The 20526-nt window shown below is 59.4% G+C and carries 18 protein-coding genes; 6 read left to right on the forward strand and 12 right to left on the reverse strand.

The genetic code is table 11. The features are described from left to right. Positions 1-118: 118 nt before the first annotated feature. The 5 genes from pyk to gcl form a co-directional block, all read right to left on the reverse strand. Positions 119-1534 carry a pyruvate kinase gene (pyk, locus tag BM017_RS20600; RefSeq protein WP_092247797.1) on the reverse strand — a complete coding sequence of 472 codons (1416 nt, stop codon included), beginning with the start codon at positions 1532-1534 and terminating at the stop codon, positions 119-121. Further along, on the reverse strand, positions 1524-2804 hold the full coding sequence (locus BM017_RS20605) for a glycerate kinase type-2 family protein (RefSeq protein ID WP_092247801.1): 1281 nt from the start codon (positions 2802-2804) through the stop codon (positions 1524-1526). Before BM017_RS20605 ends, pyk begins: the two co-directional genes overlap by 11 nt. A gap of 194 nt (positions 2805-2998) precedes the next feature. Next, positions 2999-3889: a 2-hydroxy-3-oxopropionate reductase gene (locus BM017_RS20610; RefSeq protein ID WP_071488472.1), complete on the reverse strand. Its 891-nt coding sequence runs from the start codon at positions 3887-3889 to the stop codon at positions 2999-3001. A gap of 18 nt (positions 3890-3907) precedes the next feature. Next, on the reverse strand, positions 3908-4690 hold the full coding sequence (gene hyi, locus BM017_RS20615) for a hydroxypyruvate isomerase (protein WP_071488471.1): 783 nt from the start codon (positions 4688-4690) through the stop codon (positions 3908-3910). A 10-nt stretch (positions 4691-4700) separates the two neighbouring features. Continuing rightward, entirely contained in the window at positions 4701-6476 is a 1776-nt protein-coding gene (gene gcl / locus BM017_RS20620; RefSeq protein ID WP_092247804.1) for a glyoxylate carboligase, read from the reverse strand. Positions 6477-6732: 256 nt separating this feature from the next. Between gcl and BM017_RS20625 the strand changes: the two genes are divergently transcribed. Continuing rightward, positions 6733-7173 (forward strand): GlcG/HbpS family heme-binding protein, encoded by a 441-nt coding sequence (locus tag BM017_RS20625; RefSeq protein ID WP_092247807.1) that lies wholly within the window; start codon positions 6733-6735, stop codon positions 7171-7173. Positions 7174-7220: 47 nt separating this feature from the next. On the opposite strand, the gene BM017_RS20630 is transcribed toward BM017_RS20625, so the two are convergent. Continuing rightward, positions 7221-7826 (reverse strand): TetR/AcrR family transcriptional regulator, encoded by a 606-nt coding sequence (locus tag BM017_RS20630; RefSeq protein ID WP_092247810.1) that lies wholly within the window; start codon positions 7824-7826, stop codon positions 7221-7223. A 134-nt stretch (positions 7827-7960) separates the two neighbouring features. Here BM017_RS20630 and BM017_RS20635 point away from each other — a divergent pair, with 134 nt between their 5' ends. After that, a complete protein-coding gene (locus BM017_RS20635) occupies positions 7961-8875 on the forward strand; it encodes a DUF808 domain-containing protein (protein WP_092247813.1) in 915 nt (304 codons plus the stop codon). A gap of 224 nt (positions 8876-9099) precedes the next feature. Here BM017_RS20635 and BM017_RS20640 read toward each other — a convergent pair whose 3' ends face one another. The 4 genes from BM017_RS20640 to BM017_RS20650 all read right to left on the reverse strand — a co-directional run bounded on the left by BM017_RS20640 (position 9100) and on the right by BM017_RS20650 (position 13086). After that, positions 9100-9978, reverse strand: coding sequence for a hypothetical protein (locus BM017_RS20640; RefSeq protein WP_092247816.1), 879 nt, complete (start codon positions 9976-9978; stop codon positions 9100-9102). A gap of 309 nt (positions 9979-10287) precedes the next feature. Next, positions 10288-10881 carry a hypothetical protein gene (locus BM017_RS28925; RefSeq protein ID WP_139212891.1) on the reverse strand — a complete coding sequence of 198 codons (594 nt, stop codon included), beginning with the start codon at positions 10879-10881 and terminating at the stop codon, positions 10288-10290. A gap of 125 nt (positions 10882-11006) precedes the next feature. Further along, positions 11007-11795 (reverse strand): MlaA family lipoprotein, encoded by a 789-nt coding sequence (locus tag BM017_RS20645; protein WP_092247818.1) that lies wholly within the window; start codon positions 11793-11795, stop codon positions 11007-11009. Beyond that, positions 11788-13086, reverse strand: coding sequence for a serine/threonine protein kinase (locus tag BM017_RS20650; RefSeq protein WP_071488466.1), 1299 nt, complete (start codon positions 13084-13086; stop codon positions 11788-11790). Before BM017_RS20650 ends, BM017_RS20645 begins: the two co-directional genes overlap by 8 nt. Before the next feature lie 236 nt (positions 13087-13322). On the opposite strand from BM017_RS20650, the gene BM017_RS20655 reads away from it, so the two are divergent. Then, positions 13323-13691, forward strand: coding sequence for a hypothetical protein (locus tag BM017_RS20655; RefSeq protein ID WP_092247821.1), 369 nt, complete (start codon positions 13323-13325; stop codon positions 13689-13691). 81 nt (positions 13692-13772) lie between these two features. On the opposite strand, the gene BM017_RS20660 is transcribed toward BM017_RS20655, so the two are convergent. Beyond that, entirely contained in the window at positions 13773-15326 is a 1554-nt protein-coding gene (locus BM017_RS20660; RefSeq protein ID WP_092247824.1) for a glycoside hydrolase family 17 protein, read from the reverse strand. Between the two features lie 331 nt (positions 15327-15657). On the opposite strand from BM017_RS20660, the gene BM017_RS20665 reads away from it, so the two are divergent. From BM017_RS20665 to BM017_RS20675, 3 genes are all read left to right on the forward strand, one after another. Beyond that, positions 15658-16509, forward strand: coding sequence for a glycine betaine ABC transporter substrate-binding protein (locus tag BM017_RS20665; RefSeq protein ID WP_092247827.1), 852 nt, complete (start codon positions 15658-15660; stop codon positions 16507-16509). Between the two features lie 255 nt (positions 16510-16764). Next, positions 16765-17076, forward strand: a complete 312-nt coding sequence (locus BM017_RS20670) for a DUF485 domain-containing protein (protein WP_016972153.1) — start codon at positions 16765-16767, stop codon at positions 17074-17076. Then, the gene (locus BM017_RS20675) at positions 17073-18731 is read left to right on the forward strand and encodes a cation acetate symporter (protein ID WP_071489586.1); all 1659 of its coding nucleotides are present in this window, start codon (positions 17073-17075) and stop codon (positions 18729-18731) included. Before BM017_RS20670 ends, BM017_RS20675 begins: the two co-directional genes overlap by 4 nt. Positions 18732-18984: 253 nt before the next feature. Here the strand turns inward: BM017_RS20675 and gltA are convergent, their stop codons facing one another. After that, the gene (gene gltA / locus BM017_RS20680; protein WP_092247829.1) at positions 18985-20274 is read right to left on the reverse strand and encodes a citrate synthase; all 1290 of its coding nucleotides are present in this window, start codon (positions 20272-20274) and stop codon (positions 18985-18987) included. Positions 20275-20526: the final 252 nt, after the last annotated feature.

Below are 20526 nucleotides of genomic sequence, written 5' to 3' on the forward strand. Positions count from 1 at the left end.
GGTGATTAATCAGTGGGACCGAGTTGTTCCCATCGGGGGCAAGCCCCTCCCACACTTGATTGGGTTCACAGATTCAAATGTGGGAGGGGGCTTGCCCCCGATGAGGGCCTTACAGACGCTAAATCAGCGTCTCGATACGCAGCGAATTGGTCGACCCCGGCTGCCCGAACGGCACCCCCGCCGTAATCACCAACGTATCCCCACGCTCCGCCATGCCCTGTGCCTGGGCTATCTCCAGTGCCGTGGAGCACACCTCATCCACTTGGCGCAGGCGGTCATTGACCACCGAGTGCACGCCCCACGCCACGCTCAAGCGCCGCGCCGTGGACAGGTTCGGCGTAAGGTTGAGGATCGGCGCCACTGGCCGCTCCCTGGCCGCGCGCAGGCTGGAACTGCCCGACTCGCTGTAGTTCACCAGCACCGCCACCGGCAGGATGCTGCTGATGCGGCGGATCGCACAGCTGAGTGCGTCCGACACCGTGGCATCCGCCTTGGGCCGGTTGACGTCGAGCTGGGTCTGGTAGTCCGGGCCGTTTTCCACCTGACGGATGATCTTGCTCATCATCTGCACGGCTTCCAGCGGGTACTCGCCGGACGCCGTTTCCGCCGACAGCATCACCGCGTCCGCGCCTTCGGCCACGGCGTTGGCGACATCGGTGACTTCGGCACGGGTCGGCGCCGGCGAGAAGCGCATCGACTCCAGCATCTGTGTGGCCACCACCACCGGTTTGCCCAGTTGGCGGCAGGTACGGATGATGTCTTTCTGGATCTGCGGCACGCTCTCGGCCGGCACTTCCACGCCCAGGTCGCCCCGGGCCACCATGATGGCGTCGCTCAGTTCGGCGATTTCCCGCAGGCGCAGCACGGCCGAGGGCTTTTCAATCTTGGCCATCAGGAAGGCCTTGTCGCCGATCAGCTCGCGGGCTTCGCGGATATCCTCCGGGCGCTGCACAAACGACAGCGCCACCCAGTCCACGCCCAGTTCCAGGCCGAAGCTCAGGTCGCGCCGATCCTTGGCGGTCAGTGGGCTGAGTTCCAACAGGGCTTGTGGGACGTTCACGCCTTTGCGGTCCGACAGTTCGCCACCATTGAGCACGGTGGTGTCGATGGCGTCAGTATGTTTGGTGATGACCCGCAGACGCAGCTTGCCGTCATCCAGCAGCAGGTCCATGCCCGGCTCCAGCGCCGCGATGATTTCCGGGTGGGGCAGGTTGACCCGGCGCTGGTCGCCCGGCGTCGGATCCAGGTCAAGGCGCAGGGCCTGGCCGCGCACCAGTTGCACCTTGCCCTCGGCAAAACGCCCGACCCGCAGCTTCGGCCCCTGTAAATCCATGAGGATGCCCAACGGGTAATTCAGCTGGCGCTCGACCTGGCGGATCCATTGGTAGCGCTGGGCGTGGTCGGCATGGTCGCCGTGGCTGAAATTGAGCCGGAAGATATTCACCCCGGCTTCCACCAGTTCGCGGATGTCATCGATACCGTCGGTGGCCGGGCCCAGGGTGGCGAGGATTTTGACCTTCTTGTCAGGCGTCATGTTGGGCAGTCTCAAGGATCAGGATGGCGCGGAAGTCGTTGACGTTGGTGCGCGTCGGCTCGGTGACGATCAACCCGTCGAGGGCGGCGAAATAGCCGTAGCCGTTGTTGTTGTCCAATTCGTCGCTGGCCGACAGGCCGAGGGCTTCGGCGCGGCGGTAACTGCAGGGGGTCATGATGGCGCCGGCGTTGTCTTCCGAGCCGTCGATACCGTCGGTATCACCGGCCAGGGCGTATACGCCGGGCAGGCCCTTGAGGCTATCGGTGAGGCTCAGCAGGAACTCCGCGTTGCGCCCGCCACGGCCAGTGCCGCGCACGGTGACGGTGGTTTCGCCACCGGAGAGAATCACGCATGGCGCCGCCAGCGGCTGGCCGTGTTGCACGATTTGCCGGGCAATGCCGGCGTGTACCTTGGCCACGTCCCGCGCTTCGCCTTCCAGGTCGCCGAGGATCAATGGGCTGAACCCGGCCTGGCGCACTTTCACCGCCACGGCTTCGAGAGATTGCTGCGGGCGGGCGACCAATTGGAAGTGGCTGCGCGAGAGCACCGGGTCGCCGGGCTTGACGGTTTCCGAGGCCGGGTCTTGCAACCAATTGCGCACCGAGGCGGGAACGTCGATGTGGTAGCGCTTGAGGATCGCCAGGGCCTGTTGCGAGGTGCTCGGGTCGCCCACCGTGGGCCCGGAGGCAATCACCGTGGCCTGATCGCCGGGTACGTCGGAAATCGCATAGGTGTAGACCGTCGCCGGCCATGCGGCTTTCGCCAGGCGGCCGCCCTTGATTGCGGAGAGGTGCTTGCGCACGCAATTCATCTCGCCGATGGTCGCGCCGGATTTGAGCAGGGCTTTGTTGATGGCCTGTTTGTCGGCCAGGGTGATGCCTTCGGCGGGCAGTGCCAGCAAGGCGGAACCGCCACCGGACAGCAGGAAGATCACGCGGTCGTCTTCACCGAGGTTACCGATCAATGCCAGAACGCGCTTGGCCACCGCGAGGCCCGCCGCATCGGGCACCGGGTGCGCGGCTTCGACCACTTCGATTTTTTTGCAGGGTGCGCCGTGGCCGTAACGGGTGACCACCAGGCCGCTGACGTCGCCCTGCCAGCAGTTCTCCACGACCAGCGCCTTGGCGGCGGCCGCCTTGCCGGCGCCGATCACGATCACACGGCCGCTGCGGTCGGCGGGCAGGCAGGGTTCAAGGACTTGCCGGGGGTGGGCGGCGTCGATGGCTGTGGCAAACAGCGCGCGAAGCAGGTGTTGCGGATCGACCGACATAAGCGGGCTCCCGGGGATTTTTGTTATTAGAGGTGCGTCAATTTCAGGCTTGGAATGGGGTCAAATGGTGGGAGGGGGCTTGCCCCCGATGGCATTCTTTCATTCAACATTTTTGTCGGTTGATACACCGCTATCGGGGGCAAGTCGAATCGTCGCACCGCCCCTCCCACAATTTGACTGCAGCTCATCAGGGGTTATTTATCGCGAATCGAGAAGTTCGCCATATGCTCCAGGCCCTTGATCAGCGCCGAATGGTCCCAGTTGCCGCCGCCAATCGCGGCGCAAGTGCTGAACACCTGTTGCGTACCGGCGGTGTTCGGCAGGTTGATTCCCAGCTCCTTGGCCCCGGCCAGTGCCAGGTTGAGGTCTTTCTGGTGCAGGTTGATACGGAAGCCCGGATCAAAGGTGCCCTTGATCATGCGTTCGCCATGCACTTCGAGGATTTTCGACGAGGCAAAGCCGCCCATCAGGGCTTCACGCACCTTGGCCGGGTCGGCACCGTTCCTGGACGCGAATAACAATGCTTCGGCCACCGCCTGGATATTCAGCGCCACGATGATCTGGTTGGCGACCTTGGCGGTCTGGCCATCGCCATTGCCGCCCACCAACGTGATGTTCTTGCCCATGGCCTGGAACAGCGGCAAGGCGCGTTCGAAGGTCTGCGGCTCGCCACCGATCATGATGCTCAGGGTGCCGGCCTTGGCGCCGACTTCGCCACCGGACACGGGCGCGTCCAGGTACTGCGCGCCGGTCTCGTTGATCTTCGCGGCGAATGCCTTGGTGGCAGTGGGGGAGATCGAACTCATGTCGATCACCACCTTGTTCGGCGACAGGCCTGCGGCGACGCCGTCCTTGCGGAACAGCACGTCATCCACCTGAGGTGTATCCGGCACCATCACGATGATGAACTCGGCTTCCTGCGCCACCTGCTGCGGGTTGGCCAGGGCCACGGCGCCAGCGTCGATCAGCGCTTGCGGGGCCTTGCCGTGGTGCTCGGAGAGGAACAGTTGGTGGCCTGCTTTCTGCAGGTTCGCGGCCATGGGTTGGCCCATGATGCCGGTGCCGATGAATCCGATTTTAGCCATGAAAGAATCCTCTTTTTATTAGATGGCGTTATGGGTCTTCAACCAACCCAAACCCGCTTCGGTGGTGGTCAACGGCTTGTATTCACAGCCGACCCAACCCGTGTAGCCGATGCGGTCCAGATGTTCGAACAGGAAGCGGTAGTTGATCTCACCGGTGCCCGGCTCGTTACGTCCCGGGTTGTCCGCCAACTGGATATGGTTGATCTCGCCCAGGTGCGCGGCCATGGTGCGGGCCAGGTCGCCTTCCATGATTTGCATGTGGTAGATGTCGTACTGCAGGAACAGGTTGTCGCTGCCGACCTGTTCGCGAATCGACAGGGCCTGCGCCGTGTTGTTCAGGTAGAAGCCAGGGATGTCGCGGGTATTGATCGCTTCCATCACCAGCTTGATGCCCACCGCTTGCAGTTTTTCAGCGGCGTACTTGAGGTTGGCGACGAAGGTTTTTTCCAGGGTTTCGTCATCAACGCCGTGTGGGCGGATGCCCGCCAGGCAGTTGATCTGGGTGTTGCCCAGCACCTGGGCGTAGGCGATGGCCAGCTTGACCCCGGCGCGGAACTCTTCGACGCGGTCCGGGTGACACGCCAGGCCGCGTTCACCCTTGGCCCAGTCACCGGCCGGCAGGTTGAACAGCACCTGGGTCAGGCCGTTGGCGTCGAGCTGCGCCTTGATTTCAGCGGAACTGAATTCATACGGGAACAGGTATTCGACCCCTTGAAAACCGGCATCGGCAGCCGCTTTGAAGCGGGCAAGGAAGTCCTGTTCGGTAAACAGCATGGACAGGTTGGCGGCGAAACGCGGCATAGGGTTCTCCTTAATCGAGCAGGGAAATGGCAGTCGGCGCATCATTGCCGACCAGCGCCAGATCTTCGAATTCATTGACGGCGTTGATCTCGGTGCCCATGGAAATATTGGTCACGCGCTCCAGAATAATCTCAACGATCACCGGCACCTTGAATTCTTCGATCATTGCCTCGGCGCGGCGCAGTGCCGGCGCGATCTGGCCTGGCTCGAACACGCGCAGGGCCTTGCAACCCAGGCCTTCGGCGACGGCCACGTGGTCTACGCCATAACCGTTGAGCTCCGGGGCGTTGAGGTTGTCGAAGGACAGCTGCACGCAGTAGTCCATTTCAAACCCACGCTGGGCCTGGCGGATCAAGCCCAGGTAGGAGTTGTTCACCACCACGTGGATATACGGCAGCTTGAACTGCGCGCCCACGGCCAGTTCTTCGATCATGAACTGGAAGTCGTAGTCGCCGGACAGCGCCACCACCTTGCGGCTCGGGTCGGCCTTGACCACGCCGAGGGCGGCGGGGATGGTCCAGCCCAATGGGCCGGCCTGGCCGCAGTTGATCCAGTGGCGTGGCTTGTACACGTGCAGGAACTGCGCGCCGGCAATCTGCGACAGGCCGATGGTGCTGACGTAGCAGGTGTCTTTGCCGAACACCTGGTTCATTTCTTCATACACACGTTGTGGCTTGACCGGTACGTTGTCGAAGTGCGTCTTGCGGTGCAGGGTGGCCTTGCGCTGCTGGCAGTCGTGCAGCCAGGCACTGCGATCCTTGAGTTTGCCGGCAGCTTTCCACTCGCGGGCCACTTCAATGAACATTGTCAGGGCGGAGCCGGCGTCGGAGACGATGCCCAGGTCCGGGGTGAAGACGCGGCCAATCTGCGTGGGCTCGATGTCGACGTGAATGAACGTGCGGCCCTCGGTGTACACCTCCACCGAACCGGTGTGACGGTTGGCCCAGCGGTTACCGATGCCCAGCACCACGTCCGACTTGAGCAGCGTCGCGTTGCCATACCGGTGGGAGGTTTGCAGGCCGACCATGCCGACCATCTGCGGATGATCGTCAGGGATGGTGCCCCAGCCCATCAGGGTCGGGATCACTGGGATGCCGGTCAACTCAGCGAATTCCACCAGCAGCTCGCTGGCGTCGGCGTTGATCACGCCACCACCACTCACCAGCAGCGGGCGCTCGGCCTGGTCCAGCAGGGCGAGGGCTTTTTCCACCTGCACGCGGGTGGCCAAAGGCTTGGCCAGGGGCAGCGGCTGGTAGGCGTCGATGTCGAATTCGATCTCGGCCATCTGCACGTCGAAGGGCAGGTCGATCAGTACCGGGCCCGGGCGGCCGGAGCGCATTTCATAGAAGGCTTTCTGAAAGGCATACGGCACTTGGCCGGGCTCCAGGACAGTGGTTGCCCACTTGGTCACCGGCTTGACGATGCTGGTGATGTCCACGGCCTGGAAATCTTCCTTATGCATGCGGGCGCGGGGCGCTTGCCCGGTGATGCACAGGATCGGGATGGAATCGGCCGAGGCGCTGTAAAGACCCGTGACCATGTCGGTGCCCGCCGGGCCCGACGTGCCGATGCACACGCCGATGTTGCCGGCCTTGGTGCGGGTGTAGCCCTCGGCCATGTGGGAGGCGCCTTCAACGTGGCGAGCAAGGACGTGATCGATGCCACCCACCTTCTGCAAGGCCGAATACAGCGGGTTGATCGCGGCGCCTGGGATACCGAAGGCGGTGTCTACGCCTTCACGGCGCATGACAAGGACGGCGGCTTCGATTGCTCTCATTTTGCTCATTATTTTGGTGCCTCTTGCGTTTTGTAATTGTATACAAGTGGTGTCTGTCCAAAGTGTATTCACGGCGGGCTGCGCAGGTCAATGCATTTTATAAACTGGCCTTTGCGTTCGTCGGAACGGCTTTTTTCGACGTATGGAGCTTTTGTGCGAAAATATTGTATACAAAAATAAAAGTCATTGTGTTCTATTTGTCGGGTGGAGCATCTGATCATTCAGACCTGCACCGCGTTCCCAATAACAAAAGAAGGACGGCACCATGAGCGCTTTAACCTTGAAAATTGCCACCCAACTGGCCAGTCAGGCCCTTGCTGCAGGGCGCAGTGTTGCGGCGGCGCCGCTGACCATCGCGGTACTCGACAGCGGCGGTCACTTGATCGCCCTGCAACGGGAGGACGGCGCGAGCTTGCTGCGCCCGCAGATCGCCATTGGCAAGGCCTGGGGGGCGATTGCCCTGGGCAAGGGGTCACGCCTGCTGGCGCTGGACGCGCAGCAACGCCCGGCCTTTATCGCCGCATTGAACAGCCTGGGGCAGGGCAGTGTGGTGCCAGCGCCGGGTGGGGTGTTGATTCGAAGTCAGGAAGGTGTGGTGCTGGGCGCGATCGGGATCAGCGGGGATACGTCGGATATTGATGAGCAGTGTGCGATCACGGCGATCGAGGGGGTGGGGTTGATGGCGGATGCCGGGGTGTCAGCTTGATTTTGTGTTGACTTGCCCCCGATTGGCACACACACACACACGGTGTGTCAGTCCGGCTCACAGCCCTTGAGCACCAACCGGATAATGGTCTGCGCCGCCGCCTCGTAATCCGCTTCATCCAACTTGGCCTTGCCGGTCACTGCCGAGATCTGCCAGTCGAAATCCGCGTAGGTCTGTGTGGCCGCCCAGATGCTGAACATCAAGTGATTGGGGTCAATCGCCGCGATCAGGCCACGATCCACCCAATCCTGGATGCACGCGATGTTGTGTTTGGCCTGGGCATTCAGTTGCTCGACCTGATCAGCGCTCAGGTGCGGCGCGCCGTGCATGATTTCGCTGGCGAACACCTTGGAGGCAAACGGCAGGTCGCGGGAAATGCGTATTTTCGAGCGGATGTAGTTGCTCAGGACTTCCTTGGGGTCGCCCTGCGGATTGAATGGCGTGGAGGCGGCCAGGATCGGCTCGATGATGCTTTCGAGCACCTCGCGGTAGAGGTTGTCCTTGGACTTGAAGTAGTAGTAGACGTTGGGCTTGGGCAGGCCGGCCTTGGCGGCGATGTCGCTGGTTTTGGTCGCGGCGAAGCCCTTGTCGGCGAACTCCTCGCTCGCCGCCCGCAGGATCTTTTCTTTGTTGCGCTCGCGAATGGTGCTCATAAACCTGGAGTTTCCTTGCCAAGACTGGCGGTTGCGCATGGTAGCACCGGCTATCCGCGCGCCTCAACAATCTGCCCGTCGGGCCTTGCGCCGCGTTATGCTCGCGCCATCTCACTCTTACGGAAGCCCGATTCATGGCAGGAAGCAGCTTGTTGGTGTTGATCGACGATATCGCCGCGGTACTCGATGACGTTGTCCTGATGACCAAGATGGCGGCGAAGAAGACCGCCGGGGTGCTGGGCGATGACCTCGCGCTCAATGCCCAGCAGGTCTCCGGCGTGCGCGCCGAACGGGAAATCCCCGTGGTGTGGGCGGTGGCCAAGGGCTCCTTCGTCAACAAGTTGATCCTGGTGCCCGCAGCGCTGTTGATCAGTGCGTTCGCGCCGTGGGCGGTGACGCCCTTATTGATGCTCGGCGGTGCCTACCTGTGTTTCGAAGGTTTCGAGAAACTCGCGCACAAGTTTCTGCACAGCAAGGATCAGGACCAGGCTGAACATGCGCAGTTGGTCGAGGCCGTGGTCGATCCGGCAACCGTCCTGGTGGCCTTCGAAAAGGACAAGATCAAGGGTGCCATTCGTACCGACTTCATCCTTTCCGCCGAAATCATCGCCATCACCCTCGGCACCGTGGCCGATGCGCCGCTGATGCAGCAGGTGATCGTACTGTCCGGCATTGCCATCGTCATGACGGTGGGCGTCTACGGACTGGTGGCCGGTATCGTCAAGCTGGATGACCTGGGCCTGTGGCTTACCCGCAAGCCCGGTCAGGTGGCGCGCAGTATCGGCGGTGCCATCCTGCAAGCGGCACCGTACATGATGAAGAGCCTGTCGGTGATCGGAACGGCGGCGATGTTCCTGGTCGGCGGTGGGATTCTTACCCATGGCGTGCCGGTGGTGCATCACTGGATTGAAACGGTCAGCCAGGGTGCGGGCGGGGTGGCGTGGTTGGTGCCGGTGGTGCTCAACGGCATTGCGGGAATTGTTGCGGGGGCAGTGGTGCTGGCGGTGGTCAGCGCAGTGGGCAAGCTCTGGAACGCCGCGAAGGCTTGATCCGTTGGCAATAAAAAAGGCCATTCATTCGAATGGCCTTTTTGCGGACAGATTTTCTGAGTGACGTGCTGGACCTGTCAGGTGTTGCTGGCGCAGGCTTCTACTCATCGAGACGGGACGCGCTCAATCCTGGCGGGTGAGCCATTCAAGGAGTTTTTCAGCTTCAGCACCTCGCCTGCCAAACAAAGAGTGAAATTCCACTGGTGTCAAGAAGTCGTCTGTCGTTATTTTACAGGTTCACCAAAAATCGCCCAGCTCATAAGAACATCTGCTTCTGAGCCCGGCAGGGTCAGTTCGTCAATACTGTGGGGACGTATCTTTCTGTCTATTAGTCTATTCGGAGGAGGGAAGTCGATTTCTTGGTTACCTGCGGTAGAAGACGTTCCGCCTTTTTTATCGATTGGGATAAGAATCTCTTTTTCAAATCGGTCCAATATTTTCGCCTGCGCCTTCTTGCTGAGCCCCGTCGCGTCCCAGTCACCTATTCGCGCCTTAATCGCGTCGATTAAACGAATTATTGTTAATTTCTTTGTTTGAGGATCTATGTACTCGATTTCCTCGTTCATACGGTGCTTGATTGACGAATAATAAGGCCCGTTTTTTATTTGTTCAGGGCTGCGGAGTCTTTCTTTGGGGGCAGTCGCGGGTGGGTGATCTTTTGGTAGTTCTTTGGAGGTGAGGTATTCATAGAACTTTTCAAGTTCAGAGCCCGGTTTAGCCAATTCAGACACTAAGTGATATGGCCCAGCGTTAATAAACGTTCGACCTCCGTCGATTTTTTGATTACCGTTTTGATCAAAATGTTTGATTGTTTCGTTGGCTTTCTGACGGGAAGTCTCCCTCTCTTCAACGCTGCGACTCTTATCATCCCAGTCACCTACCTGCCTCTTTAACAAGTCGATGGGTTTGGATACCGCATACTTTTTAGTCACCGGATCAAAGTGAATGATGGGATAGGAGAGTTCGTGGCGTAGAGACGAAAGATAAGGGGTTTTTTCTGCTTTCTCATTTTTCACGTGGTCGCAACGATTCGAAGGCTGTGAAGGCAATGAGGGTTCCGTATAAAAAAACTTTTGAGCGGCGGGGGCTATAGAAAACGGCATGTGATAATCCTTGTGTGATTTTGAATGTAGCGGATATTGAAGGTCAAGCTGGAGTCCATTTGCTGTCCTCGCAAAGTGATTGGTGGGTGAGGCGGCGACAGTTCCTGACGTGTATGGTTTGTAATATTTATAAGAAAGGCATTTTCCCTCGTATGGAATGTGTCGTTGCAGTCGTGGGAAGAATGTAAAGCTATTTGGCGTGAGAGGTATTGGTTGTAGGGTGTTCTGTTGGCAATAAAAAGGCCATTCAATCGAATGGCCTTCTAAGAAGTGTTTGCCTACCGTCTGTAAGTTATGCTTCGCGAAGTCTTATCGCCGGTTAACGATATCGCCCGACAACGCTTCTTCTCCCCTTTCGCAATAATCCAATAAACGCATGAATTCCGAATTTGCGTGTACGGTATTGGAAATATAGCGAGACTCTAACGTCTGTCGATTGCGCATGACGCCATCGATTTTATTGTCGTTTTGCTTGGAGTGAGCGCCGCCCATGCTGTCAATACTTTCAAGCACAACCAGTGCCTTGAACGCAAGGCTTAATCGCTGAAGCGGACTTAGAGATTTGTCGTTCCAATTGCCACCCAATTGTTTATAAAATTTATTAAGGTCCAGGAAGTGAGCCCCCTCTGGTTTTCCGCATTTGTCTAGAGTTGAAAAAAGAGGGTGTTCAAGGACCTGTTTAAGGAGACGAAGATGGAATGTGTCTTGGTCATGACTGGTCACATGCCCGAGATGAACTGGGGCTGTTGAAATCGTAGCCGGAGGTGGAGGGGTAAAACTGGAAGCGCTGTGGTCGTTTCTAATAGTGGTCATAAATAAACAACTCCATTTGATTAAGTATATTTTCTGTTTTTCTGGCGAGACCGAAAAATGTATCGGTTGCGCAGTATTAGTGCGTTGCATGGCTGGGCGGTTCCATGAAAACGGCACGGCGCGAGGCGAGGTTTTTACTGGTTATGTTGAAATTCTTTGGCAATAAAAAAGGGCTCCCCGAATAACCGGGTAGCCCTGTATTTGCTGAATTTATGTTATTCGGCTATTTGTAACTTTCGAGACTCAGTATATATATACCGCACTTTCTCATATTCAAACGGCGAGTTCATCTGCCCGTACCGGAAGCTGGTCTGATAGCGTTTATCCACCGCACGCAACGCCCATATTTCCGGGTGGTTGGAGCTGACTTCCGACACGTTGAGGAAGTTGATCTGGGTTTCCGCGCCGTAGTCGACGATCAGGCCAGTGGTATCGCGCAGGTTGGATGGACCGAAGATCGGCAGCACCAGATACGCCCCGCCAGGCACGCCGTAGAAGCCCAGGGTCTGGCCGAAGTCTTCGCTCTGGCGCGGCAGGCCCATGGCGGTGGCCGGGTCCCACAGGCCGGCAATACCGAGGGTGGTGTTGACCAGCAGGCGCCCGGTGGTTTCCAGGGAGCGGTGGCCCTTGAGTTGCAGCAGGCTGTTCAACAGGTTGGGCACGTCGCCCAGGTTATTGAAGAAGTTGCTGACGCCGGTACGCAGGAAGCTGGGGGTCACATAGGTGTAGCCGTTGACCACCGGCAGGAACACCCATTGGTCGAAGCGGTAGTTGAAGTGGTACACGCGGCGGTTCCACGACTCCAGCGGGTCATACACGTTGAGTGCGGTGAGCGATGAGCGCTCGAACTCCCTCTGGTCCAGGCCTGGGTTGAACTTGAGCTTGCTCAGCGGTTCCTTGAAACCGTCGGCATCCACGTTGACCGGCTCATGGGCCTTGCTGTTGTCGGCATTGGCCACGCCTGCGCACATCAAGGCGGCAAGCAGCAGAAGATATTTAGCCACGGAAGAACTCCAGCATGGCGTCGGCGTTGACGCGGTAATTGAGGTTGCCGCAGTGGCCGCCCAGCGGGTAGACGGTCAAGCGATCGCCGAAGGTTTTACGCAGGAAACCGAGGTCGCCAGGGCCGAGGATCACATCGTCCGCGTTATGCATGACGGCGATTTTCGGGCTGTTGTGCAGGTAGTCCTTGAGGGCGTACAGGCTGACCTGGTCGACCAGTTGCAACAGGCTGCCGCCATCGGAGCGCGCGCGCCACATCGGGATCACTTGTTCGGTGAGGTAGCAATCGAAGTCGCATTGCAACGCTCGCTTGAGAAACGGCGTAAGGCTGGTGCCTTCGGTGATCGGGTACTTCGGCGGGATGATCAGGCCACGGCGGTTGATCAGGTCCGAAGTAAAGGCGATGTCGGCCGCCGAAAAACGGAACGAGGTGCCGATCAGCATGGCCATCTGTTCGTTGGTCAAGTGCTGCTTGGACTGCTGGAAGTCGTACAGCAGGGCGTCGTTGAGGTCGATGTAGCCCTTTTGCTGAAAGTAACGGGTCAGCTTGTTCAGCACCAGCTCATAGAAGGTGGTGGTGTTGTTGATGCCCTTGACCTCGGTCTGTACCAGCTTGTCGAGGTTGGTGATCGAGGTATAGAGGTTGACGGGCGGGTTCAGCAGCAAGACTTTCTTGAAGTTGAAGCTGCGACGGGTCTCGTCGAGCTTGGCCACAAACGCCGCATCCAGGCCGCCCAGGCTGTAGCCGGTGAGGTAGAAGTCGGTGACCGGCAACGAGGCGTTCTGCGCGCGCACGGCTTGCATCACGCGGTACATGTCTTCCGCGTCTTCCTGGGTGATCCCCGGGGTTGCGAAGCGCGAGGCGGCGCTGATGAAGTCGAAGCTGGTGGGCGACGACAGTTGCACCACATGGTAGCCGGCCTGGTAATACAGTTTCTTCAGGTATTCGTTGAGGCTGCTGTCAAACCGCGCGCCAGTACCGGCGATCAGGAAGATCAGCGGCGCCGCTCGGTCCTGCTTGGCGATGCGGTAGGTGAGTTTCTTCACCGCCCAGAAGTTGTCCGGCAGGCTGAACTCGCGCTCGGGGCGCATGTTCAGGGTGTAGTCGGATTGGTTGATCTCGTCATCGCTCGGCAACTTTGGCCGAAGATCGGGCGGTGTGGTGGCGATGGTCGCTTCAAACGGGTTGGTCAAAGGGTAGCCATAGCTGGCCTGGTCAATATCGACAGCCAGTGCTGACGCACTCAGAAATAGGCTGCCCAGCAGGGCAGCACAGCGCAAGGAACGGAGCATGACTTAATCCCTAGGAGGAAACGTGCTTAATGAAGTTCGCAGGCTATGACCACCGCCTCGTCGCCGAAGTGCCAGCACTCGGCACGAAAAGTCGGTAAATAACGTCGGAATCGCGGTAATAGTAGCGAGAAGATACACTTTGCCGCGCTTTGATGAATACTAATTGTGTGTATGCGCCTTGCTAACGGCTGTCGGAGCATTAAGCTGAGCGCCGTTTTTGCCTATCGGAGTGGCCCATGTCCCGTCGTTTACCGTTGATTTTGCTGCTTATTGCCCTGCCACTATGGTTGGCTGCCAGTTACGGTGCGCGCTATGGCTTTATGGAGGACGGCCAGTGGGTGGGCATTTGCGTGGATGAAGCCAGCCGCTGGGAATGCCAATTGCGTTCGAACCTTGGCCTGATGATCCACTTCAAGGTGCTGGGCTGGACCGCGCTGATCACGTCGGTGCTGGCGTTTTTTGTGCCTGGCCGCGTGGGCTGGGGGTTGGCGGTGCTGGGGATGACGTTCGGGTTGCCGGCATTGGCGTTGTATAACACCACGTTTGCGGTGTTTGCGGTGGTGATCGCGGGGTTGCGGTTGGTCAGGAGGCCCCGCGTTGCCTGATAGGGCCTCATCGGGGGCAAGCCCCCTCCCACATTGGTAATGCATTCACCTGTGGGAGGAAGCTTGCCCCCGATAGCGGTTTTAGACCTTGCGCACTCGCAAGCAGCGCCACAAGGCTGCCGTCATGAGCAGGCTCACTACCGCCCAACCCCAAGCCTGCTGGTTCAACAACCCTTCACGGTACAACTGCGGCGCAATACCCGCACCGATGATGAAGGCCAGCAAGGCAATCTCCCGGCGCGGTCCGGTCACCGGACGCACCAGGTACACCAGGGCTGGCAACACCAGCGCGGCGCTCGGGAAGCTGCGGTAGCGCGGGTCAAACACCAGCGCCAGCATCATTACCGCCCCCGCAAAACCGGCAGTCGCCACCAGCCAGCCAGCGCGCTGCTCCAGCCAGTTGAATGCGCGTGCGCGCCAATCTTGCCGTGCGCTCAAGGCCAGGGCGGCATGAGCCAGCACCAGCAGGTTCAACACCACCAGCAAGCCTGCCCACACCCATTCATCGTTGAACCGCGCGGTGACGCGGGTCAGCTCGGCCCAGGTGCCGATGGAGCAGGCTGCCACGGCGCCCAGCAACGGCAGGGCGATCGCGGTGCGCGTGCTGCACACACGGCCACCCAGAACCAGGGTGCCCAGCAGGATGATCCCGCCCACGCCGAGCCACAGCGGCCAGTACGGCACATTGGTCACGGGCCCCGCGAGGATGCCCTTGTCCTGCCGATTGGCATCGAACAGGCCCCAATAACCACCGACGGCACCTTCACTCGCACGCTTCCACGGCTGGTCAAAGGCCTCGATCAGGTTGTAGCGCCAGCCATTCGCCTCGGCCATGGCCACGAAACCCCGCATGAACCTGGCTTCGTTGACCCGGCTCGGCACGGCGGTTTCGCGCTGGCGACCTTCGCTGGGCCAGCCGGTTTCACCGATCAGGATGTCCTTGGGCGCGAATTTGTTGCCGAACGTCTGGCGCACATCGCCCACGTGCTTGAGCGCCTGGTCGATGCCGGAAGGGTCATCTTCCCAGTACGGCAGCAGGTGGATGGTCAGGAAGTCCACCGCCGGCGCGATTTCCGGGTGTTGCAGCCAGAATTCCCACACATCCGCATAGGTCACCGGCTGCTTGATCCGGCTTTTCACGGTCTGGATCAGCGTCACCAGCTGTTTGGCGGTGACTTCTTTACGCAGCAGCGCTTCGTTGCCGACGATCACCGAGGTCACTACGTCAGGGTTGGCGTTTGCTGCGGCGATCAACTCTTCGATTTCTTTCTCGGTCGCCACCGGGTCACTGCTGACCCAGGCGCCGGCCATCACCTTCAGTCCATGCTTGCGTGCCATCTCCGGCAAGGCTTCCAGGCCGGTCATGGAGTAGGTGCGAATGCATTCGAAGCGGGTAGCCAGCAGGGCCAGGTCGGCGTCCATGCGTTCCGGGCGCAGTGTGAAGGGCTGGTCAAACGGGGATTGGTCTTTATCGAACGGCGTGTAGGACGCGCACTGCATCTTGTGCGTGGCGCTGGCGACATCGGGCAGCACTACGGGGCGGCCGAGGCCATACCAGTAGCCGATCAGGGCCAGCAGGCCGAGGAGCAGGGCGCAGAAATAGGGCAGGGCAGGGAAGCGGGCAGTCGCGGGCATGGTCGGCTTATCTGGAGAGCAAAGGCGCGCATCTTACCCGGATTTGGGCCGTCCCAGTGGGGCCGCATAATTTTGACATGCAAAGTTCGGGCGGGATTTTGGCGTCAAGTCCTACAAAATGCCCTGCTGGCTATGTGATGTCGTTTCTTGCTTGTATGAGGTCGCTGACAGAGCAGGTCGAAGGGCGCGGCAGGTTGATGATCGAACTGTCAGCACTCCACTGATGCCGCAGACACCGGATCGATGCGCGTGACGGGGGCGCGGTGCACCACATAACAACAGGTTGACGTCGCTCGGCATCCGTCGGGCGCAGCACTTTCGGGGAAGTACGATGAAGATGCGACGACTCTTGGGCGCAGCTGCCACTCTGGTAGTTGCGATGAGCTCCACACTGGCCAACGCCGACAGCAAAACCCTGAGCATCGGCTATGTGGACGGCTGGTCCGACAGCGTTGCCACCACGCACGTGGCGGCAGAGGTGATCAAGGCCAAGCTCGGTTATGACGTGAAACTGCAAGCGGTAGCCACCGGGATCATGTGGCAGGGCGTGGCCACCGGCAAGCTCGACGCCATGCTGTCCGCCTGGTTGCCGGTGACCCACGGTGAGTATTGGGCCAAGAACAAGGACAAGGTGGTCGACTACGGCCCCAACTTCAAGGATGCGAAGATCGGCCTGATCGTGCCGGAGTACGTCAAGGCCAAGTCCATCGAAGACCTCAAGACCGACACCACCTTCAAGAACAAGATCGTCGGTATCGACGCCGGCTCGGGCGTGATGCTCAAGACCGACGAAGCCATCAAGCAGTACGGCCTCGACTACAAACTGCAAGCCAGCTCGGGGGCGGCGATGATCGCCGAGCTGACCCGCGCCGAAGACAAACAGGAATCCATTGCGGTCACCGGTTGGGTGCCACACTGGATGTTCGCAAAGTGGAAACTGCGTTTCCTGGACGATCCAAAAGGGATTTATGGTGCTGCTGAAACCGTCAACAGCATCGGCAGCAAGGGCCTGGAGAAGAAAGCGCCGGAAGTCGCGGCCTTCCTGAAGAAATTCCAGTGGGCCTCCAAGGACGAAATCGGCGAAGTCATGCTGGCTATCCAGGAAGGCGCCAAGCCTGATGCAGCGGCCAAGGATTGGGTCGCCAAGCACCCTGAGCGCGTAGCCGAGTGGACCGGTAAGTAACAGCCCCTGATATACCCTTGTGGGAGGGGGCTTGCCCCCGATAGCGATCTGTCAGCTATCGATGTACTGGCTGACACACTGCTATCGGGGGCAAGCCCCCTCCCACATTAATTTTGCCTCCCGCAAATCTCCCTGCGCCCCCGCAAACCCTCGCTACACTCGATCTAAGACTAAGGTCGTCTGGAACCTCTACGGCAGCCGCATACAGTGGATACGTTCCAATAATAAAAAAGCTGTGCTGCGAGGATAAAAACAATGAACGACAGCATTTACCTCTCGATTCAAAACAGCCCGCGTTTCAAGGAGCTGGTGAGAAAAAGGGAAAGGTTCGCCTGGATTCTCTCGGCGATCATGCTAGGGCTTTACTCCGCTTTCATCCTGTTGATCGCCTACGGGCCACAAGTGCTGGGGGCCAAGCTCAGCCCTGGTTCGTCGATTACCTGGGGCATTCCCCTGGGCGTCGGGCTGATTGTGTCCGCCTTCATCCTGACCGGCATCTACGTGCGCCGAGCCAATGGCGAGTTTGACGACCTGAACAATGCGATTCTCAAGGAGGCTGCGCAATGATCCGTCGTCTACTGGCAATATTCGGCGCTTCGCTCTTTGCTCCGGCCGTCTGGGCGGCAGACGCATTGACCGGTGAAGTGCACAAGCAACCCCTGAACATATCGGCCATCGTGATGTTTATCGCGTTTGTCGGTGCGACCCTGTGCATCACCTACTGGGCTTCCAAGCGCAACAAATCGGCAGCCGACTACTACGCGGCCGGCGGCAAGATCACCGGTTTCCAGAACGGCCTGGCCATTGCCGGCGACTACATGTCGGCGGCGTCCTTCCTGGGGATTTCCGCACTGGTCTACACCTCCGGCTATGACGGTCTGATCTACTCGATCGGCTTCCTGGTGGGCTGGCCGATCATTCTGTTCCTGATCGCCGAGCGCCTGCGTAACCTGGGCAAGTACACCTTTGCCGACGTGGCGTCCTATCGCCTGGGCCAGACCCAGATCCGCAGCCTCTCGGCCTGTGGCTCGCTGGTGGTGGTGGCGTTCTACCTGATCGCGCAGATGGTGGGCGCGGGCAAGTTGATCCAGCTGCTGTTCGGCTTGGACTATCATGTAGCGGTGATCCTGGTGGGGATCCTGATGTGCATGTACGTGCTGTTCGGCGGCATGCTGGCGACCACCTGGGTGCAGATCATCAAGGCGGTGCTGTTGCTGTCCGGTGCCTCGTTCATGGCGCTGATGGTGATGAAGCACGTCAACTTCGACTTCAATATGTTGTTCTCCGAGGCGATCAAGGTTCACCCTAAAGGTGAAGCGATCATGAGCCCCGGCGGCCTGGTGAAAGACCCGATCTCGGCATTCTCCCTGGGCCTGGCACTGATGTTCGGTACCGCCGGCCTGCCGCACATCCTGATGCGTTTCTTCACCGTGAGCGACGCCAAGGAAGCGCGCAAGAGCGTGCTGTATGCAACTGGCTTTATCGGCTACTTCTACATCCTGACCTTCATCATCGGTTTCGGCGCGATCCTGCTGGTGAGCACCAACCCGGCGTTCAAGGATGCGGCTGGTGCCTTGCTTGGCGGCAACAACATGGCGGCGGTGCACCTGGCCAACGCGGTGGGCGGCAGTATCTTCCTGGGCTTCATCTCGGCCGTGGCCTTTGCCACCATCCTTGCGGTGGTTGCAGGCCTGACCCTGGCCGGTGCGTCGGCGGTGTCCCATGACCTGTACGCCAGTGTGATCAAGAAAGGCAAGGCCAACGACAAGGATGAGATTCGCGTCTCGAAGATCACCACCATCGCGTTGGGCGTATTGGCGATCGGCCTGGGTATCCTGTTCGAAAGCCAGAACATCGCGTTCATGGTCGGCCTGGCGTTCTCCATTGCCGCCAGCTGTAACTTCCCGGTGTTGCTGCTTTCCATGTACTGGAAAAACCTCACCACCCGTGGCGCGATGATCGGCGGCTGGCTGGGCCTGGTCAGTGCGGTTGGTCTGATGATCCTTGGCCCGACCATCTGGGTCTCGATCCTGCACCACGAAAAAGCCATCTTCCCTTACGAATACCCGGCGCTGTTCTCGATGATCATTGCGTTCGTCGGCATCTGGTTCTTCTCCATCACCGACAAGTCGGCGGCGGCAGAGAAAGAGCGTGCGCTGTACTTCCCGCAGTTTGTGCGTTCGCAGACTGGCCTGGGGGCGAGTGGGGCGGTGAATCACTAAGGTTGTAGCCCGATAAGGAAATGCCCCGGTCGAAAGGCCGGGGCATTTTTTTACCTGGTGTTCTGCGTTATGGGTACCCGCGTCATCGGGGGGGGGGCGAGCCCCCTCCCACATTTGACTGTATTCACAAATAGACATGTGTAAACCGAGCCCAGTGTGGGAGGGGGCTTGCCCCCGATAGCGGTCGCCCAGTCGGCACAAACAAAAACGGCCTCCACTAGGGGAGGCCGTCTTCGGTGCAACTCAGCGATGCTTACTTGCGATCTTCCAACTGGGTGATGTCACGCGACTTGTAGCCCCTGTACAGCTGGCGCGGACGGCCAATCTTGTACGGGCTGGAGAGCATTTCTTTCCAGTGGGAGATCCAGCCCACGGTCCGCGCCAGGGCGAAGATCACGGTGAACATGCTGGTTGGAATGCCGATCGCCTTGAGGATGATCCCCGAGTAGAAGTCGACGTTCGGGTACAGCGAGCGTTCGATGAAGTACGGGTCGGTCAGGGCGATCTCTTCCAGGCGTATGGCCAGTTCGAGTTGCGGGTCGTTCTTGATGCCCAGTTCCTTCAACACTTCGTCGCAGGTCTGCTTCATCACGGTGGCGCGCGGGTCGCGGTTCTTGTAGACCCGGTGACCGAAGCCCATCAGCTTGTACGGATCGTTCTTGTCCTTGGCTTTTGCGATGAACTTGTCGATGTTGGACACATCGCCGATTTCATCGAGCATGGTCAATACCGCTTCGTTCGCACCGCCGTGGGCAGGGCCCCACAGTGCGGCGATACCGGCGGCGATACAGGCGAACGGGTTGGCACCCGAAGAACCGGCCAGGCGTACGGTGGAGGTAGAGGCGTTCTGCTCGTGGTCGGCGTGGAGGATGAAGATCCGGTCCATGGCCTTGGCCAGCGTCGGGCTGATCGGTTTGATCTCGCACGGCGTGTTGAACATCATGTGCAGGAAGTTTTCCGCGTACGTCAGGTCGTTGCGCGGATACATCATGGGTTGGCCCATGGAGTACTTGTAGACCATGGCGGCCAGGGTCGGCATCTTGGCAACCAGGCGGATCGCGGAGATTTCGCGATGCTGCGGGTTATTGATGTCGAGGGAGTCGTGATAGAAGGCCGACAGGGCGCCGACCACACCGCACATGACGGCCATCGGGTGGGCGTCGCGACGGAAGCCGTTGAAGAAGGTCTTCAACTGCTCGTGAACCATGGTGTGGTTCTTCACGGTGCTGACGAACTGGGCTTTCTGCTCGGCTGTTGGCAGTTCGCCATTTAGCAGCAGGTAGCAGGTTTCCAGGTAGTCCGATTTCTCGGCCAGTTGCTCGATCGGGTAGCCGCGGTGCAGCAAAATGCCATTGTCGCCATCGATATAGGTGATCTTCGACTCGCAAGAGGCGGTCGACATGAAGCCTGGGTCGAATGTGAAACGGCCCGTGGCCGTCAGGTTCCGTACGTCGATAACATCGGGACCAACGGTGCCGGTTAAAATGGGCAGCTCGACGGGGGCTGCGCCCTCGATGATCAACTGCGCTTTTTTGTCAGCCATGTGGCCTCCTATTTATGCTTCAAATCATCAGACAGACCCCCCACGCAGGGCCCGCACCACTATATTGATATAAATCCAGATGTCAATTTGCCTAAAGTCTTGCACCAGAAGGCTTTAACCGTACTTTTTCCTCGAAATTGCCTGCCATTTACGCCTTTTATTCCCCCAGCGCAATCCGCTATTAGGGTGAGGAGTGCGCGTTGTCATTAGTAACCTAACTGTCTATACTCGGCCACCGACCGCCAAGGGCTT

Origin of the sequence: Pseudomonas sp. NFPP04 (genome assembly GCF_900113815.1) — a bacterium.
GTDB lineage: Bacteria > Pseudomonadota > Gammaproteobacteria > Pseudomonadales > Pseudomonadaceae > Aquipseudomonas > Aquipseudomonas extremorientalis.

Bases quoted from the DNA above. Each gene is read 5' to 3' on its own strand.
- pyk (WP_092247797.1), bottom strand. From the start codon at position 1,534: ATGACGCCTGACAAGAAGGTCAAAATCCTCGCCACCCTGGGCCCGGCC.
- BM017_RS20605 (WP_092247801.1), bottom strand. From the start codon at position 2,804: ATGTCGGTCGATCCGCAACACCTGCTTCGCGCGCTGTTTGCCACAGCC.
- BM017_RS20610 (WP_071488472.1), bottom strand. From the start codon at position 3,889: ATGGCTAAAATCGGATTCATCGGCACCGGCATCATGGGCCAACCCATG.
- hyi (WP_071488471.1), bottom strand. From the start codon at position 4,690: ATGCCGCGTTTCGCCGCCAACCTGTCCATGCTGTTTACCGAACAGGAC.
- gcl (WP_092247804.1), bottom strand. From the start codon at position 6,476: ATGAGCAAAATGAGAGCAATCGAAGCCGCCGTCCTTGTCATGCGCCGT.
- BM017_RS20625 (WP_092247807.1), top strand. From the start codon at position 6,733: ATGAGCGCTTTAACCTTGAAAATTGCCACCCAACTGGCCAGTCAGGCC.
- BM017_RS20630 (WP_092247810.1), bottom strand. From the start codon at position 7,826: ATGAGCACCATTCGCGAGCGCAACAAAGAAAAGATCCTGCGGGCGGCG.
- BM017_RS20635 (WP_092247813.1), top strand. From the start codon at position 7,961: ATGGCAGGAAGCAGCTTGTTGGTGTTGATCGACGATATCGCCGCGGTA.
- BM017_RS20640 (WP_092247816.1), bottom strand. From the start codon at position 9,978: ATGCCGTTTTCTATAGCCCCCGCCGCTCAAAAGTTTTTTTATACGGAA.
- BM017_RS28925 (WP_139212891.1), bottom strand. From the start codon at position 10,881: ATGCAACGCACTAATACTGCGCAACCGATACATTTTTCGGTCTCGCCA.
- BM017_RS20650 (WP_071488466.1), bottom strand. From the start codon at position 13,086: ATGCTCCGTTCCTTGCGCTGTGCTGCCCTGCTGGGCAGCCTATTTCTG.
- BM017_RS20655 (WP_092247821.1), top strand. From the start codon at position 13,323: ATGTCCCGTCGTTTACCGTTGATTTTGCTGCTTATTGCCCTGCCACTA.
- BM017_RS20660 (WP_092247824.1), bottom strand. From the start codon at position 15,326: ATGCCCGCGACTGCCCGCTTCCCTGCCCTGCCCTATTTCTGCGCCCTG.
- BM017_RS20665 (WP_092247827.1), top strand. From the start codon at position 15,658: ATGAAGATGCGACGACTCTTGGGCGCAGCTGCCACTCTGGTAGTTGCG.
- BM017_RS20670 (WP_016972153.1), top strand. From the start codon at position 16,765: ATGAACGACAGCATTTACCTCTCGATTCAAAACAGCCCGCGTTTCAAG.
- BM017_RS20675 (WP_071489586.1), top strand. From the start codon at position 17,073: ATGATCCGTCGTCTACTGGCAATATTCGGCGCTTCGCTCTTTGCTCCG.
- gltA (WP_092247829.1), bottom strand. From the start codon at position 20,274: ATGGCTGACAAAAAAGCGCAGTTGATCATCGAGGGCGCAGCCCCCGTC.